We start from the raw sequence: 13,677 nt of genomic DNA on the forward strand, positions 1-13,677 counted from the left end.
CCAGGTGCGGCGTTCTCGTCGGCCCCGGACTTCCGTGTCCGGGGCCGATTGCGTTGTGGGGTGCGTGAGCGGTTGTGGGGTGCGTGAGCGGATGCCACGGTGCTGAGCCGGCGATGCACACTCACGGGCGGATGACCCCGGTGCGTTTGACGGTGGTCAGGATCGGGGTGACCTCGATGCCGGTGAGGTGTTCCAGGGTGCCGATGGACTCGGTCAGGAGGGTGTAGAGGGCGGGCGGGTTCTTCGGGCTCGCGGACCGAGTACGGCGGGTGGGGGCTGCAATGGGCTCGGGGTGTGGGCGACGGTTGCCCCGCCCACCGGCCCGGCCGGGTGCCGCTCCGCGGTGCCCCTCCCAGCGGGGCCCGTGGCAAAAACGAGCTGGGGCCCGCACCCAAGGTGCGGACCCCAGCTGTGTCGTACGCGCCGGTGTCAGGCGGGAACGATGTTCTCGGCCTGCGGGCCCTTCTGGCCCTGCGTGACGTCGAAGCTCACCTTCTGGCCTTCCTGCAGCTCGCGGAAGCCCTGGGCGTTGATGTTCGAGTAGTGGGCGAAGACGTCAGCTCCGCCGCCGTCCTGCTCGATGAAGCCGAAGCCCTTTTCCGCGTTGAACCACTTCACGGTGCCAGTAGCCATGTCATATCTCCTTCGGGGCCGTGCCCGGGTGGCCGCACTGTGCCGCCGCCCGCGTCGCCGAGATGATTGCCCGTCCGGAAATACCCCGGAAATGCAAAAGCGCTCCCGCCGTACACGCCGGCGGGGGCACTTGAAGTCTTTGGGAACCACAACTGCAACTGCGAACGACGGTAGCACGGTCGGACCGGCTGTGCGGGAAAACTTTCACCGTCTGCTCAGGGCGTAAGAAAACGCGCATGCCGCGCCCTGTCTTTCTGTTGTCGCGGAAACAGATATTTTCCGGCGGTGCCCTCCTCGGCCTGCCCGGGAGCACCGCCCTGACCGGCCGTCGGACGGCTCTCGCCCCGCCCGTGACGGGCCCCGGGTCGCCGGAGCTCCTCGCTGACCGCCGACCCCTGACCGCCGCCCGCCGACTGTCGACCGCCGATCGCCGATCGCCGGAGAAGAATATATTCCGCACCCGGTGGAGGAATGAGCGCGGCGCGTGTGGAGGGTTTATGGACCGGAGTGGGGAGGGCTATCACATTTTTCCGCTCGGCCGGTTTCCCGTGCTACGGTCGGCGACTGGCTGCGGCTATTCGTGGCGGAGTTGAAAAGATTATGCCCCCGGTGTTCCGGCGCGTCGGCCTGGTCACTCCGCTTTTCGGTGTTTCTCCGGGCCAGGTGATCATCGCGGCGACGACAGGCCCGCGCGAGGCGGTCCTCGGCCGCCATCTCGTAAGGAGAAGGCGAAATGGCTACCGGAATGGTGAAGTGGTTCAGCGCGGCGAAGGGTTTCGGCTTCATCGAAGAGGCGCAGGGCGGGGCTGATGTGTTCGCTCACTACTCGCACATCGCCGTCCCCGAACTTCTTGCGCTGCACGCGGGCCAGCAGGTGCATTTCGATCTGGCGCAGAGCCCCAAAGGCCCGTACGCGGAGAATATTCGCCCGGCCTGACACCTGATATCTGATACCTGACGCCTGACGCCTGACGCCTGACGCCTGACGCGTGACGCGTGACGCGTGACGCGTGACGCGTGACGCGTGACGCCTCTGAGCGTCCGGCCCGGTTCTCCTCGCGTCACCCGGGCGTATGTCGCCGGGCCGGTGCTGTCGGTGGGTACCCATCAGATTGCGGCGAAGCGGTGGCGTGACCAGAACGTTACCGGGGTACATGGGCGGTGCGGCCGGGGTTTCAGTACGGCGCTCGCGCCAGGCCCCGCCATTGCTCGTGAGATAGAGGAGTGACACATCGTGAACTACATCTGGGCTTACCCGGAAGGCAGTGGCTATCAGGGCCAGGAGTCCTTGACGGGGTTCACGGTGCAAGCCTGTGACGGAACGATCGGACAGGTGGACCGGCAGGTGGACCGGCCCGGCAGGCAGCACCTGGTCGTCGATACCGGCGTATGGGTCTTCGGTAAGAGCGTCCTGATCCCGGCCGGAGCCGTGACGCGCATCAACCGCGACACGAAGAAGGTGACGGTGGCCCGTACCAAGGACGAGATCAAGGGCGCACCCCGGTTCACCGTCGACAGCCAGACCACCGACCCCGCTTACCTGACCGAGGTGGGTGCGTACTACGCCACCCTGGACGGCGCACTCACCGGCTGACGGCCGGCGGCGGTGGCCCGGTGGCGTGTCCTCCGGGCCGCCGCCGCTTTGTGCGCGGCGAATGTGCGGTCGAACGTGCCGCCCTGCCGCCCTGCCTCCTGTCGCCCTGCCGCCCGTGTCACCCCGCTGCATCTCCGGCTTGCGGCCGACCGTATCCGGGCTGCGGCCTCTTCGGGGCGCGCCGTGGTCCGCGGCTCGACGTGCCTCCTGCCTCAGGAGGCCTGGTCGGGTGTGGCCGGAGCGGAGGGCCGGCGAAGTTCCTCGTTGATGCGCTGGGCCTCTTCGAGCTGGTCCTCCAGGATGACGATGCGGCAGGCGGCGTCGATGGGAGTGCCGCCGTCGACGAGTTCGCGGACCCGTGAAGCCAGGCGCAGTTGGTATCGGGAGTAGCGGCGGTGGCCGCCCTCCGAGCGCAGTGGGGTGACCAGACGCGCTTCGCCCAGGGCCCTGAGGAACGCGGGGGTGGTGCCGACCATCTCGGCGGCACGGCCCATGGTGTAGGCGGGATAGTCGTCATCATCAAGGCTGTGAGCGAGGTTCGATGGGTTTTTGGAAGTCATTGCACCTTTTCTTCACGCACGTCGAGGGTCCCTGGCGCCGTGCCGGCGCCAGGGACCCGAGCGGATCAACACCATCTACCGGCTGACTGCGCCGGTTTCTTCTTTCCGCGTGGCCGCCTGGGAGGGCGGGCGTGCGGGGATCGCGGCTGCGTGACCGGGGACCACCTGCCAATCCGGGGTCTGCGGTACCCGAACCGGCTACCTCACGGTCCGGGCGATCCTGATGGGGTTGCTCCTCTCCCTTCTTTTCTGCTGCTCCTTCTCGGTGGCGGCCTTGAGGCCGCCCGGCGCGGCAGCCAGTCCGGGGGCCCTGCTGTTCATCCTGGCCCCTGAGCTCCGCTTTCGCGCCGTACCTCACTGCGGCAGTTCATCTCATCCGTGCCGCAGCTTGCTGACTTGCTGACTTGCTGACTTGCTGACTTGCTGACTTGCGCGTTACGCCAGGAATTCTAGCCATGGTGACTCCCAATGTCTACTGCGGCCATAGCAGATTTCTCTTTGCGTTGGATCCATGTAATCTCCACCCATTCATCCGCCGGTCCGGGCGTCGGCGCACGCCTCCGGTACCCATGGCTGGTGCCTGGCTTTCCGCCCCAAGCTGACGCGTGGCCGCCAGGTGACCGTTCGGCTTCGGTCGTGTGGGGGCGAGGAGTGGGAGGCGCCGAGCGGGGAACCCGCGGTGGGCGCGTTCGCCCAGCAGGTCGCCCAGCAGGTCGCTCAGCAGGTCGGAGCCCTGTGGCCGTTCACCGTGCCGCGGGCAGGGTGACGGTGAAGGTGCTGCCTTCGCCGGGCGCCGTGCGTACGGTCACCGTGCCGCCGTGTGCTTCGGCGATCGACTTGACGATGCTCAGGCCCAGGCCCGCGCCGCCGGCGGCCGGATCGCGGGACTCGTCGCCGCGGTAGAAGCGTTCGAAGATGCGGTCCGCGGTTTCGCGGGTCATGCCGGGGCCCCGGTCGGAGACCGTGAGCTCCACCGTGTCGCCGCCGGGCAGCGGACGCGCGGCCACGGATATCGGAGTGCCCGGCGGGGTGTAGCGCAGCGCGTTGCTCAGGAGGTTCTGCAGTACCTGGCGGAGCCGGTCCTCGTCGCCGCAGGTGAAGACCTCGTCCGGCACTTCGACGGTGATCGGTTTGCCGGGGTCGCGGACGCGGGCGTCGGTGACGGCGTCGTCGGCGAGCGTGCCGAGGTTGACCGGCGCGTCGGCGAGCGGGCGGCCCTGGTCGAGCCGGGCGAGCAGCAGCAGCTCCTCGACCATGGCGTGCATCCGGGCGGCCTCGCCCTCGATGCGCAGCATCGCCCGCTCGATGAGTTCGGGGTCCTGGGCCAGACCGTGCAGATGCAGTTGGGCCCAGCCCCGGATCGTGGTCAGCGGGGTGCGCAGCTCGTGCGAGGCGTTGGCGACGAACTGCCGGAGCTGTTCCTCGGACCGCTGCCGTTCGTCGAACGCCCGGTTGAGGGCGGTGCCGACCTCGCCCACCTCGGAGTGGCGCCGGGCGACCTCGATGCGCTGGTCGGCGTCGCCGTCGGCGATCGCGGTGGCGGTGGCGGCCATGTCCCGCAACGGCCGCAGGCCCACGCGCAGTACGCCGCGACTGAGGAGCACGATGCCGCCGAGCGCGGCCAGGGTGGCGGCGGCGTCGGCGCCGATCAGCCAGTACACGACGTCCTCGGCCGGCTGGAGGCTCTTGGCGACCACGACCGTGCTGAACTGCCGGGGCGCCGTGCCGGGCGCGAGCCGGACCGTGGCCGGCCGGCCTACGGGGAAGCTCAGGACGCGGTAGCGCGGTACGGGCGCTCCGTTCGCCGACAGGGTGAGAGGCTGCCCGGCGAACCCGGCCGGGACCGGCGTCGGCAGGTCGGGGCGGGCTCTGAGCTGTCCGTTGAGGTCCCGTGCCGGGGTCTGGGCGACCACCCGGCCGTGGCGGTCGATCATTGCGATATAGATGCCGTCGGGTATCAGGGAGTCGAGGGCGGCGTCGTCGACCGGGGTGGTCAGATGGCGCACCCGGTGCTGAACGGTCTCGCGGGTCTTGGTGAGCGTGGCGTCGGCGACATCGACGAGGTTGAGGCGCAGCCCGATCAGCGACACCGCGTTGACGGCCACCATGCCCCCGGCCGCCAGCAGGACGACCCCCACCATCAGCCGTGCCCGCAAGGAGCCGCGCCAGGCGCCGGCCATCTCAGCCGCCTCCGGGCATCCGCAGGCTGTAGCCGAAACCGCGCATGGTGTGGATCAGGGCGGGGGCCTGCGCGTCCACCTTCGCCCGGAGACGGGAGACCAGCTTCTCGACGACGCCCTCGCCGAAGTGGTGCTGCCACACGTGGTCCATGATCTGTTCTTTCGACATCACGTGGTCGGCGTTGATGAGCAGATACCGCAGCAGCTTGTACTCGGTCGGCGACAGCGCGATCAGCCGGTCCCCGCGGTGCACCCGCCTGCTGCGCTCGTCCACCGTCAGATCGGCGAAGCGCAGCCTCGGGGCCGGTTCCGCGGACCGGCCGGCCCGCCGTAGCAAGGCGTGCACCCTGGCGAGCAGTTCGGGCAGGCTGAAGGGCTTGGTGAGGTAGTCGTCCGCGCCCATGGCGAAACCCGTCACCCGGTCCTCGACGGAATCCCGCGCCGTCAGGAACAGCACCGGCAGCCGCGCCCCGTCCGCCACCAGCCGCCGGCAGACGGCGAAGCCGTCCATGTCGGGCAGCATGACGTCCAGCACCAGCAGGTCCGGGGGCTGGGCCTCGTACGCGCGCAGGGCCTCGGCGCCGCACCCCGCCGTCGCGACCGTGTACCCCGCGAGGCCCAAGGTGGTCTCCAGCAGCTCCGCCATCCGCGGGTCGTCGTCCACGACAAGCAGCCGTTGCCCGGTCCCCCGGGGCAACGGTGCACCACTCGTCGGCGAGGCGGAGGGCATGGCTGGCACCAATCGGGTCATGGAGTCTGCGACGACAACGAGCCGCCCCGGCCCCCGGTTCCCCCCGGGCGGCGGACATTGCCCCGGGGCCGCGGTGGCTGTCAGGCAACGGTCAGGTTGCTGACCGGGACGGGTCAGCGGGGCCGGTTTCTCTTGAGCCACGACACCGGATTGAGCGCCGTCCGTCGAGATGCAGTTCATCGAGACGCAGTTCATCGAGAAGCCGTCTGTCGAGAAGCAGTCCGTAGAGAAAGCCGTCTGTCGAGAAGCAGTCCGTAGAGAAAGCCGTCCGCCGACAAGCCGTCCGTAGAGAAGCCTGGAGACCCCCGTGGACCCTGCCGCATCTCATGAAGCCGGCGGTACGGACGCCGTGCAGACCGCCCTGCAGACCGCCGTGCAGACGGCTGTGCGGAACCGGCTGCGCAGCACCGTGGTCGACATCGCGCCCGTCTTCGGATTCACCCTGACCTTCGCCCTCACGCACCGGCTCGCCGTCGCGCTGACGCTCGCCTTCGCCGCCGGGGCCGGGGTCTTCGTCCACCGGCTGGCCCGCAAAGAGCCCGTACGGCGCGCGCTGGGAATCCTCGGCCTGGTCTGTGTCCAGGGCGCACTGGCCGCACGCACCGGGCAGGCCACCACCTTCTTCCTCCCGCATCTGTTGCTGCACTGCACGATGGCCGTGGCGGGGCCGGTGCTGATCCTGCTCGGACGGCCGCCGATGGGGCTGATGGTGGGGCTGCTCACGGGGGAGCGGACCGCGTGGCGCCGCTGCGCGGTGCGCCGCCGGGCGTTCGCCAAGGGCAGCCTCGTCATGTTCGCCGGAAATGTTCTGATGCTGGCCGTCCAGCTCCCGCTGTTCCTGTCCGGACAGGCCGTCGCCCTCGGCTCGGTCGATGTCTTCGGGCCCCTCGTCTTCGCGCTCGGCGCACTGCTGGGGTGGCGCGTCTACCGGCGCTCCGTCGGTACGCACCGCTGCGACGCCCCTGCCCGTGAGAGCGCCGACCGCGGCGCCGCACCGTCACACCCTCTGGAAAGGACCGTTCGATGACCGACACCCAGCACACCACCGGGACGCAGCCGGCCGCCAGGCCCCAGCCGACCGCGCGGACCTGCCCGTTCGACCCGCCGGAGGAGTACCGGACGCTGCGCGAGGAGGACCCGATCGCGCCGGTGGCCTTCCCGGACGGTACGAACGGCTGGCTGGTCACCCGGCATGCGGACGTACGGGCGGTGCTCGCCGACCCGCGGTTCGGCGCGAACCGCCGGCCGGGGCGGGCCACCGCCGCGCCCGTCGACGCCCCGCTGCCGCCGCCTCCGCCGGGGATGTTCATCATGATGGACGCCCCGGAGCACACCCGGATCCGCCGGCTGCTCACCGGCCAGTTCACGGTGCGCCGGATGCAGAAGCTGGCCCCCGCGGTGGAGCGGATCGTCGCCGAGCAGCTGGACGCGATGGCGTCCGCCGAGCAGCCGGTCGACCTCGTCCAGGCCTTCGCCCTGCCCATTCCCTCGCTGGTGATCTGCGAGCTGCTCGGGGTGCCGTACGCCGACCGTGCGGACTTCCAGCGGAACTCGGGCACCGTGCTCCGGCTCGACGCGAGCCAGGAGGAGGTCCAGCAGGCCCAGCAGGCGATGAACCAGTACATCCACCAACTGGCCGTCGCCAAGCGCACCGACCCCGCCGACGACATCCTCAGCGGTCTGGTGCAGGACGGCCGGCTCACCGACGAGGAAGTGGCCGGCGTCGGTGCGCTGCTGCTGCTCGCCGGGCACGAGACGACGGCGAACATGATCGCGCTGGGCACCATGTGCCTGCTGGGCAACCCCGGCCAGCTGGCGGCGCTGCGCGCGGACCCCTCGCTGATGGACAATGCCGTCGAGGAACTGCTCCGCTACTTGACGATCATTCAGTTCGGTCTGCGCCGGGTGACGCGGGAGGACGTGGAGCTGGACGGCCACCGGATCCCGGCCGGCACCACGGTGCTCGCCTCCCTCACCTCGGGCAACCGTGACGCGGACCAGTTCTCCGGCGACCCCGACCAGCTGGACGTGCACAGGCCGTACAGCCCGCACCTCGCTTTCGGGCACGGCGTCCACCAGTGCATCGGCCAGCAGCTGGCCCGGGTGGAGATGAAGGCCGCGCTGTCCGCTCTCTTCGACCGCTTCCCCTCCCTGCGGCTGGCGGTTCCGGCGGAGCAGGTGCCGATGCGCGACGACATGCTCATCTACGGCGTCCACGAGCTGCCCGTGACCTGGTAGCCGGCGGCACGGCTGCCCCGCGATACCGCATTCCCACAGAAGGAGAACCCCGATGAAGGTCATCATCGATGAGGACAAGTGCGTCGGTGCCGGTCAGTGTGTGCTGGCTGCCGCCGAGGTGTTCGACCAGCGGGAGGACGACGGCATCGTCGTCCTCCTCGACCCCCTCCCGCCGAAGGCGCTGCACCCCTCGGTGGAGGACGCCGCGGCCCGCTGCCCGGCGCTGGCCATCGAGGTGCTGAAGTAGTGCCTGCGCGGGACCGGATCGTCGTGGTGGGCGCCTCGGCGGCGGGCCTGACCGCGGCCGAGGCCCTGCGCCGCGAGGGCTTCAACGGGACGCTGACCATGGTCGGCGCGGAACTCTGGGCACCCTACGACCGGCCGCCGCTGTCCAAGCAGGTCCTGGCCGGTGACCGGGAGCCGGAGACGACGCTGCTGCGCCGGGACGCGGACCTGCGGCGCCTGGCGCTGGATCTGCGGCCGGGCTGCCGGGCGACCGGACTGGACCCGGCGGCGCGCACCGTCACCCTCGCGGACGGGGACCGGCTGCACTACGACGGTCTGGTCATCGCGACGGGGCTGCGGCCGCGCCGGCTGCCCTTCGGCCATGAACTCGCCGGTGTGCACGTGCTGCGCACCCTCGACGACGCCCTGACGCTGCGGGCGCAGTTGCTGGGCGGCCCCCGGGTCGTGGTGATCGGCGCCGGATTCCTCGGCAGCGAGATCGCGGCCACCGCCCGGGGGCTCGGCCTGGACGTCACGCTCGTCGATGTCGCGCCCACCCCGCTGGCCGCGCAAGTCGGCACCTGGGCAGGAGAGTTGGTGGCCGGGCTGCACCGGGACCACGGGGTCCGGCTGCGCATGGGCCGCGGTGTCACCGGCCTGACCGGCGCGAGCGGCCGGGTCACCGAGGTGGTGCTCGACGACGGCAGCCGGCTCCCCGCCGAGGTGGTCGTGGTCGCGATCGGCTCGGTACCGGCCACCGACTGGCTGGCCGGCTCCGGGATTCCCCTGGGGGACGGGGTGCTCTGCGACAGCCACTGCCGGGCCGCGCCCGGGATCTACGCGGCAGGCGACGTCGCCAACTGGCCGCACCCGGCCACCGGCGGCCGCGTCCGTCTGGAACAGCGCACCAACGCCACCACCCAGGCCCTCGCCGTCGCCAAGAACCTCCTCGCCGCCCCCGGGGAGGAGGCGCCGTACGCGCCGGTCCCGTTCGGCTGGACCGATCAGTACGACGCCAAGATCCAGTTTCACGGCTGGTGCCCCGACGGTGCGCAGGTCGAATGCGTCGACGGCGATCCACGGGAGCGCAGGTTCGTCGCGCTCTACCGGGACCGTGGCCGCGTGGTGGGCGTGCTCGGCTGGAACAGCGCACGCGCGCTGCGCGCCTACCGCGGGCGCATCGGCGAGGGGGCGGCGCCGGCGGCACTGGAGCGGTGAGCCGGGGGAGGACGGGGGCGCCCCGGCCGGGGACCCGGGGGAGGACGGGGGGGTCGCCCCGGCCGGGGACCCGGCGGAGGGGCCGGCGGAGAGGCCGGCAGCGGGCCGGCCGGGGCGAGCCGGGGAAGCGTCCCAAGGGCCGGCGGGAGGGCGTGCACCGGAGGGGTGAACTGGAGGGGTGAACTGGAGGGGTGAAGGGGCCCGTCGGGGAAGGGTTTTGGCGGGCGGGAAGGGGTGCACCGGCGTAAGTTCACCGGCATGGTGACTTCGATGACGCATGAGGACTACGAGCGGCGGATGGACCGGGCGGGCCGGGCCGCCGCCGTTGTCGGGCTGGCCGGGCTGATCGTGACGCCGGGGCCGGACCTGGTATGGCTGTGCGGCTACCGGCCGCCCGCGGTCACCGAGCGGCTGACCGCTCTGGTGATCGAGCCGGGGCGGCGCTCGCGGCTGCTGGTGCCCGTATTGGAGTTCCCGGACGCGGAATCCTCGCCCGGGGCGCCGGCGCTGGACGTGTCGGGGTGGACCGATGGCTCGGAGCCGTATGCCGAGATCGCCAAGTGGGTGGACCCGCACGGGCGTTACGGGGTGTCCGACGCGACCTGGGCGCTGCATCTGCTGGGGCTGCAGCGGTCGCTGCCGGGGACCGCCTACGCCGCGTTGACGGAGGTGCTGCCGATGCTGCGCGCCGTCAAGGACGCCCATGAGGTGGCGCTGCTGGCCGCGGCCGGAGCCGCCGCGGACGCGGCGTACGAGGGGATCCTGCGGGTGCGCTTCGGCGGGCGGCGGGAGTCCGAGGTGGCGGCGGACCTGGCGCGGCTGCTGACCGAGCACGGCCACAGCCAGGTGGATTTCACGGTGGTCGGGTCGGGCCCCAACGGCGCCAATCCGCACCACGAGGCCGGGGAGCGGGTCATCGAGGACGGTGACATGGTCGTGCTCGACTTCGGCGGCCTCAAGGACGGGTACGGGTCGGACACCTCGCGGACCGTGCACGTCGGGGAGCCGGACGCCGAGGAGCGCAAGGTGCACGACATCGTGCGCCAGGCGCAGCAGGCGGCGTTCGAGGCGGTGCGGCCGGGTGTCGCGTGCCAGGACATCGACCGGGTGGCCAGAAAGGTGATCAAGGCTGCCGGGTACGGCGAGTACTTCATCCACCGGACCGGGCACGGCATCGGGGTGACCACGCACGAGCCGCCGTATCTGGTGGAGGGCGAGCATCTGCCGCTGGTGCCCGGGATGTGCTTCTCGATCGAGCCGGGGATCTATCTGCCGGGGCGGTTCGGGGTCCGGATCGAGGACATCGTGACGTGTACGGACTCGGGCGGGCGGCGGCTGAACGAAACGGCTCGGGAGCTGGCGGTGGTGCGGTAGGACCGGGCGCCGGCCGCCGGGCGCGGCCGCCGGCCGCTGGGGCACCCCGCGGTGCCTGCCCCGCCACACTGTCCGGAAACCGGGTGTTTCCGCAGCTCAGAGTGCATTGTCAGTGGTGTGGTCCACGATGGGGTGTGCAGGAGTGGACCGGCACGGCGACGGGCTCGGACGGCAGGGAAGGCGGTGATCGCGTGGCAGGGCGCGGCAAGGAGACGGTGCGGGCGGTGCGGCGGCCGGAGGTCCGGCTGCCGGAGCTGGCGGCGTACGACGGCGGGGAGCTGGAGGTGGAGGGGGATTACGACGGGCTGGAGTTCGCCGATGCCGACTGGGCCGGGCAGTCGGCACGCGGCGCCCGCTTCATGGACTGCGCGCTCCGGCGGTGCACGCTCGATGAGACGGTGCTCGGCCGGGCGCGGATCATCGACAGCGTGCTGAGCGGAGTGCGCGGGGTCGGCACGGACCTCTCCCAGGCGTCCTTGCGCGATGTGGAGGTCACGGACGCCCGGCTCGGCGGGACGCAGCTGCATGGTGCGGTCCTGGAGCGGGTCGTGGTGCGCGGCGGGAAGATCGACTTCCCCAATCTGCGCAGGGCGAAGCTGCGGGATGTCGCCTTCGAGGGCTGTGTGCTGGTCGAGGCGGACTTCGCGGGGGCGGAGCTGGAGCGGGTGACGTTCGACGACTGCACCCTGGCCCGGGTGGACTTCTCCGAGGCGCGGATGAAGGACGTCGATCTGCGGGGCGCGGCCGCGGTGGACATCGCGCGGGGGATCGACCGGCTGTCGGGCGCGGTGATCAGCGCGTCCCAACTGCTCGATCTCGCCCCGGCGTTCGCGGCGCAGATAGGGGTGCGGGTCGAGTGAGGCCGCTGCCGTACGGCGGAGGCTCTCCCGAGGCGTAGGGGTCCCTCCGCGCCGGGGTCCCTCCGCGCCTGGGTCCCGCCGTTCCGGGGTCCGTCCGTTCCGGGGTCCGTCCGTGGTCAGACGCGGGGGAAGCGGGCCTGGAGGTCCCAGACGGCGGGGTTGTCGTCGAGGCCGTCGTGCATGTCGGTGAGGTCGGCGATCAGGTCGTGCAGGAAGTCGCGGGCCTCGCGGCGCAGCGCGGAGTGGTTGAAGGTGAGCGGGGCCTCGTCGGCCGGCATCCAGTCGGCGTCCACGTCCACCCACCCGAAGCGGCGCTCGAAGAAGATCCGGTCGGCGGATTCGGTGAAGTCCAGCTCGGCGTGGACCGGGCGGGCGGAGCGGTTGCCGCGGGGATCGGTGTCGAGCTGCTCGACGATGTCGCACAGCGCCCAGGCGAAGTCGAGGACCGGCACCCAGCCCCAGGCCGTGGACAGCTCGCGGTCCGTCTTCGTGTCGGCGAGATAGACATCGCCGCAGAAGAGGTCATGGCGCAGCGTGCGCACGTCCGCCGTCCGGTAGTCCGTCTGCGGCGGATCAGGGAAGCGGCGGGAGAGGGAGTAGCCGAGGTCGATCACGTCTTGATGGTGTCACGCCGGTGCGGCGGCGGGGCGCCCGCATCCGCCCTCCGCGAAGCCCGGCCGCGCCCGCGCGAAGCCCCGGTCCCGCCCCGCCCGCCGCGAGGCCCCTGAACACGCCGAGAGCCGGCCCCCGCCATGGGGAACCGGCCCTCCGTCTGCGCTGTGACCTGGCCGCGCCGGGCCGCAGGCGCGGCTCAGACGTTGACGCCGAAGTCCTGCGCGATGCCGACGAGGCCCGACGCGTAACCCTGGCCCACCGCGCGGAACTTCCACTCCGCGCCGTTGCGGTACAGCTCGCCGAAGACCATGGCCGTCTCGGTGGCCGCGTCCTCGCTGAGGTCGTAGCGGGCGACCTCGGTGCCACCGGCCTGGTTGACGATGCGGATGAAGGCGTTCCGCACCTGGCCGAAGTTCTGGCTGCGGTTCTCGGCGTCGTAGATCGAGACCGGGAAGACGATCTTGTCGACGTCGGCCGGCAGCGCCGCCAGGTTGACGTTGATCTGCTCGTCGTCGCCCTCGCCCTGGCCGGTGACGTTGTCGCCGGTGTGCACGATCGACTGGTCCGGCGTGGCCTTGTTGTTGAAGAAGACGAAGTGCTGGTCGGAGTAGACCTTGCCGCTCGGGTTGACCGCGATCGCGCTCGCGTCGAGGTCGAAGTCCGTGCCGGTGGTGGTCCGGACGTCCCAGCCGAGGCCGACCGTGATGGCGGTCAGGCCCGGTGCCTCCTTGGTGAGCGAGACGTTGCCGCCCTTGGACAGGCTTACAGCCATGGGATGTCCCTTTCCTTGTCGACTCGTCGAATCGTCGGGCTCCGTACTGCGCACGAAGCTACCGTCACCCACCACAACGCCATGAGGGGACCGCGAGGTTCCAGCCCTCTTTACTTTCTTTGCCGAACCCTGATGGCGGATGTGCCGTGATGGACCAGGAAAAGTGGGTGACGGGCCCCAAAGCGCGCGAGATCATAGGACTCATGTCCGGGCCCTATGTCATCCGCGGTTCGGTCGTCCTTCCAGAGGCCGAGCTCGTCTGGCGTTTCTCGCGCTCCTCAGGTCCGGGCGGCCAGCACGTCAACACCAGCGACAGCCAGGTCGAGCTGCGCTTCGACCTCGACCGGACGCAGGCGCTGCCGCCGGTGTGGAAGGAGCGCGCCCTGGAGCGGCTGGCGGGCCGGCTGACCGGCGGCGTGCTGTCCGTGCGGGCCTCCGAGCACCGCTCCCAGTGGCGCAACCGCGAGACCGCCGCCGTCCGGCTGGCCGCGCTGCTCGCCGAGGCCACCGCGCCACCGCCCAAGGCGCGCCGTAAGTCGCGGATCCCGCGCGGCATCAACGAGCGGCGGCTGCGCGAGAAGAAGCAGCGCGGCGACACCAAGCGCGGCCGCTCGGGACGGGACTGGGGGTGACCACCCCCGTCGGCCCCCCGTCACC

16 protein-coding genes are annotated in these 13,677 nt (G+C 71.2%); 9 read left to right on the forward strand and 7 right to left on the reverse strand.

What is annotated here, in order from left to right:
* Window positions 1-121: 121 nt before the first annotated feature.
* Window positions 122-391, reverse strand: coding sequence for a hypothetical protein (locus ACWGJY_RS22720; RefSeq protein ID WP_453262648.1), 270 nt, complete (start codon window positions 389-391; stop codon window positions 122-124).
* Between the two features lie 38 nt (window positions 392-429).
* Window positions 430-633, reverse strand: a complete 204-nt coding sequence (locus ACWGJY_RS22725) for a cold-shock protein (RefSeq protein WP_030991131.1) — start codon at window positions 631-633, stop codon at window positions 430-432.
* Window positions 634-1,366: 733 nt separating this feature from the next.
* Here ACWGJY_RS22725 and ACWGJY_RS22730 point away from each other — a divergent pair.
* Together ACWGJY_RS22730 and ACWGJY_RS22735 are read left to right on the forward strand one after the other, a co-directional pair.
* Window positions 1,367-1,570 (forward strand): cold-shock protein, encoded by a 204-nt coding sequence (locus ACWGJY_RS22730; protein ID WP_453262649.1) that lies wholly within the window; start codon window positions 1,367-1,369, stop codon window positions 1,568-1,570.
* 297 nt (window positions 1,571-1,867) lie between these two features.
* Window positions 1,868-2,227 carry a PRC-barrel domain containing protein gene (locus tag ACWGJY_RS22735; RefSeq protein ID WP_453262650.1) on the forward strand — a complete coding sequence of 120 codons (360 nt, stop codon included), beginning with the start codon at window positions 1,868-1,870 and terminating at the stop codon, window positions 2,225-2,227.
* A gap of 212 nt (window positions 2,228-2,439) precedes the next feature.
* Here the strand turns inward: ACWGJY_RS22735 and ACWGJY_RS22740 are convergent, their stop codons facing one another.
* The 3 genes from ACWGJY_RS22740 to ACWGJY_RS22750 form a co-directional block, all read right to left on the reverse strand.
* Entirely contained in the window at window positions 2,440-2,787 is a 348-nt protein-coding gene (locus ACWGJY_RS22740) for a MerR family transcriptional regulator (RefSeq protein WP_453262651.1), read from the reverse strand.
* 743 nt (window positions 2,788-3,530) lie between these two features.
* Window positions 3,531-4,967 (reverse strand): sensor histidine kinase, encoded by a 1,437-nt coding sequence (locus ACWGJY_RS22745; protein WP_453262652.1) that lies wholly within the window; start codon window positions 4,965-4,967, stop codon window positions 3,531-3,533.
* 1 nt (window position 4,968) lies between these two features.
* Complete coding sequence (locus tag ACWGJY_RS22750) at window positions 4,969-5,631, reverse strand: response regulator transcription factor (RefSeq protein ID WP_453262653.1); 663 nt, start codon at window positions 5,629-5,631, stop codon at window positions 4,969-4,971.
* A gap of 394 nt (window positions 5,632-6,025) precedes the next feature.
* Here ACWGJY_RS22750 and ACWGJY_RS22755 point away from each other — a divergent pair, with 394 nt between their 5' ends.
* From ACWGJY_RS22755 to ACWGJY_RS22780, 6 genes are all read left to right on the forward strand, one after another.
* Window positions 6,026-6,745 (forward strand): DUF3159 domain-containing protein, encoded by a 720-nt coding sequence (locus tag ACWGJY_RS22755; RefSeq protein ID WP_453262654.1) that lies wholly within the window; start codon window positions 6,026-6,028, stop codon window positions 6,743-6,745.
* Window positions 6,742-7,956, forward strand: a complete 1,215-nt coding sequence (locus ACWGJY_RS22760) for a cytochrome P450 (RefSeq protein ID WP_453262655.1) — start codon at window positions 6,742-6,744, stop codon at window positions 7,954-7,956. The genes ACWGJY_RS22755 and ACWGJY_RS22760 overlap by 4 nt, the downstream gene beginning before the upstream one ends.
* A gap of 52 nt (window positions 7,957-8,008) precedes the next feature.
* Window positions 8,009-8,203, forward strand: coding sequence for a ferredoxin (locus ACWGJY_RS22765; RefSeq protein ID WP_453262656.1), 195 nt, complete (start codon window positions 8,009-8,011; stop codon window positions 8,201-8,203).
* Window positions 8,203-9,399, forward strand: coding sequence for an NAD(P)/FAD-dependent oxidoreductase (locus ACWGJY_RS22770; protein ID WP_453262657.1), 1,197 nt, complete (start codon window positions 8,203-8,205; stop codon window positions 9,397-9,399). Before ACWGJY_RS22765 ends, ACWGJY_RS22770 begins: the two co-directional genes overlap by 1 nt.
* 270 nt (window positions 9,400-9,669) lie before the next feature.
* Window positions 9,670-10,773 (forward strand): aminopeptidase P family protein, encoded by a 1,104-nt coding sequence (locus ACWGJY_RS22775; protein WP_453262704.1) that lies wholly within the window; start codon window positions 9,670-9,672, stop codon window positions 10,771-10,773.
* A gap of 215 nt (window positions 10,774-10,988) precedes the next feature.
* A complete protein-coding gene (locus ACWGJY_RS22780; protein WP_453262705.1) occupies window positions 10,989-11,633 on the forward strand; it encodes a pentapeptide repeat-containing protein in 645 nt (214 codons plus the stop codon).
* Window positions 11,634-11,749: 116 nt separating this feature from the next.
* On the opposite strand, the gene ACWGJY_RS22785 is transcribed toward ACWGJY_RS22780, so the two are convergent.
* Both ACWGJY_RS22785 and ACWGJY_RS22790 read right to left on the reverse strand, forming a co-directional pair.
* Window positions 11,750-12,247: a hypothetical protein gene (locus ACWGJY_RS22785; protein ID WP_453262658.1), complete on the reverse strand. Its 498-nt coding sequence runs from the start codon at window positions 12,245-12,247 to the stop codon at window positions 11,750-11,752.
* A gap of 197 nt (window positions 12,248-12,444) precedes the next feature.
* Complete coding sequence (locus ACWGJY_RS22790) at window positions 12,445-13,020, reverse strand: TerD family protein (RefSeq protein WP_453262659.1); 576 nt, start codon at window positions 13,018-13,020, stop codon at window positions 12,445-12,447.
* Window positions 13,021-13,223: 203 nt separating this feature from the next.
* On the opposite strand from ACWGJY_RS22790, the gene arfB reads away from it, so the two are divergent.
* Window positions 13,224-13,652, forward strand: a complete 429-nt coding sequence (gene arfB, locus ACWGJY_RS22795; protein ID WP_453262660.1) for an alternative ribosome rescue aminoacyl-tRNA hydrolase ArfB — start codon at window positions 13,224-13,226, stop codon at window positions 13,650-13,652.
* Window positions 13,653-13,677: the final 25 nt, after the last annotated feature.

The sequence above is a fragment of the Streptomyces sp. NPDC054765 genome (genome assembly GCF_053612065.1).

Coding starts and splice junctions, on each gene's coding strand:
- ACWGJY_RS22745 (WP_453262652.1), bottom strand. CDS start 4,967: ATGGCCGGCGCCTGGCGCGGCTCCTTGCGGGCACGGCTGATGGTGGGG.
- ACWGJY_RS22775 (WP_453262704.1), top strand. CDS start 9,670: ATGACGCATGAGGACTACGAGCGGCGGATGGACCGGGCGGGCCGGGCC.
- ACWGJY_RS22725 (WP_030991131.1), bottom strand. CDS start 633: ATGGCTACTGGCACCGTGAAGTGGTTCAACGCGGAAAAGGGCTTCGGC.
- ACWGJY_RS22790 (WP_453262659.1), bottom strand. CDS start 13,020: ATGGCTGTAAGCCTGTCCAAGGGCGGCAACGTCTCGCTCACCAAGGAG.
- ACWGJY_RS22765 (WP_453262656.1), top strand. CDS start 8,009: ATGAAGGTCATCATCGATGAGGACAAGTGCGTCGGTGCCGGTCAGTGT.
- ACWGJY_RS22740 (WP_453262651.1), bottom strand. CDS start 2,787: ATGACTTCCAAAAACCCATCGAACCTCGCTCACAGCCTTGATGATGAC.
- ACWGJY_RS22730 (WP_453262649.1), top strand. CDS start 1,367: ATGGCTACCGGAATGGTGAAGTGGTTCAGCGCGGCGAAGGGTTTCGGC.
- arfB (WP_453262660.1), top strand. CDS start 13,224: ATGTCCGGGCCCTATGTCATCCGCGGTTCGGTCGTCCTTCCAGAGGCC.
- ACWGJY_RS22760 (WP_453262655.1), top strand. CDS start 6,742: ATGACCGACACCCAGCACACCACCGGGACGCAGCCGGCCGCCAGGCCC.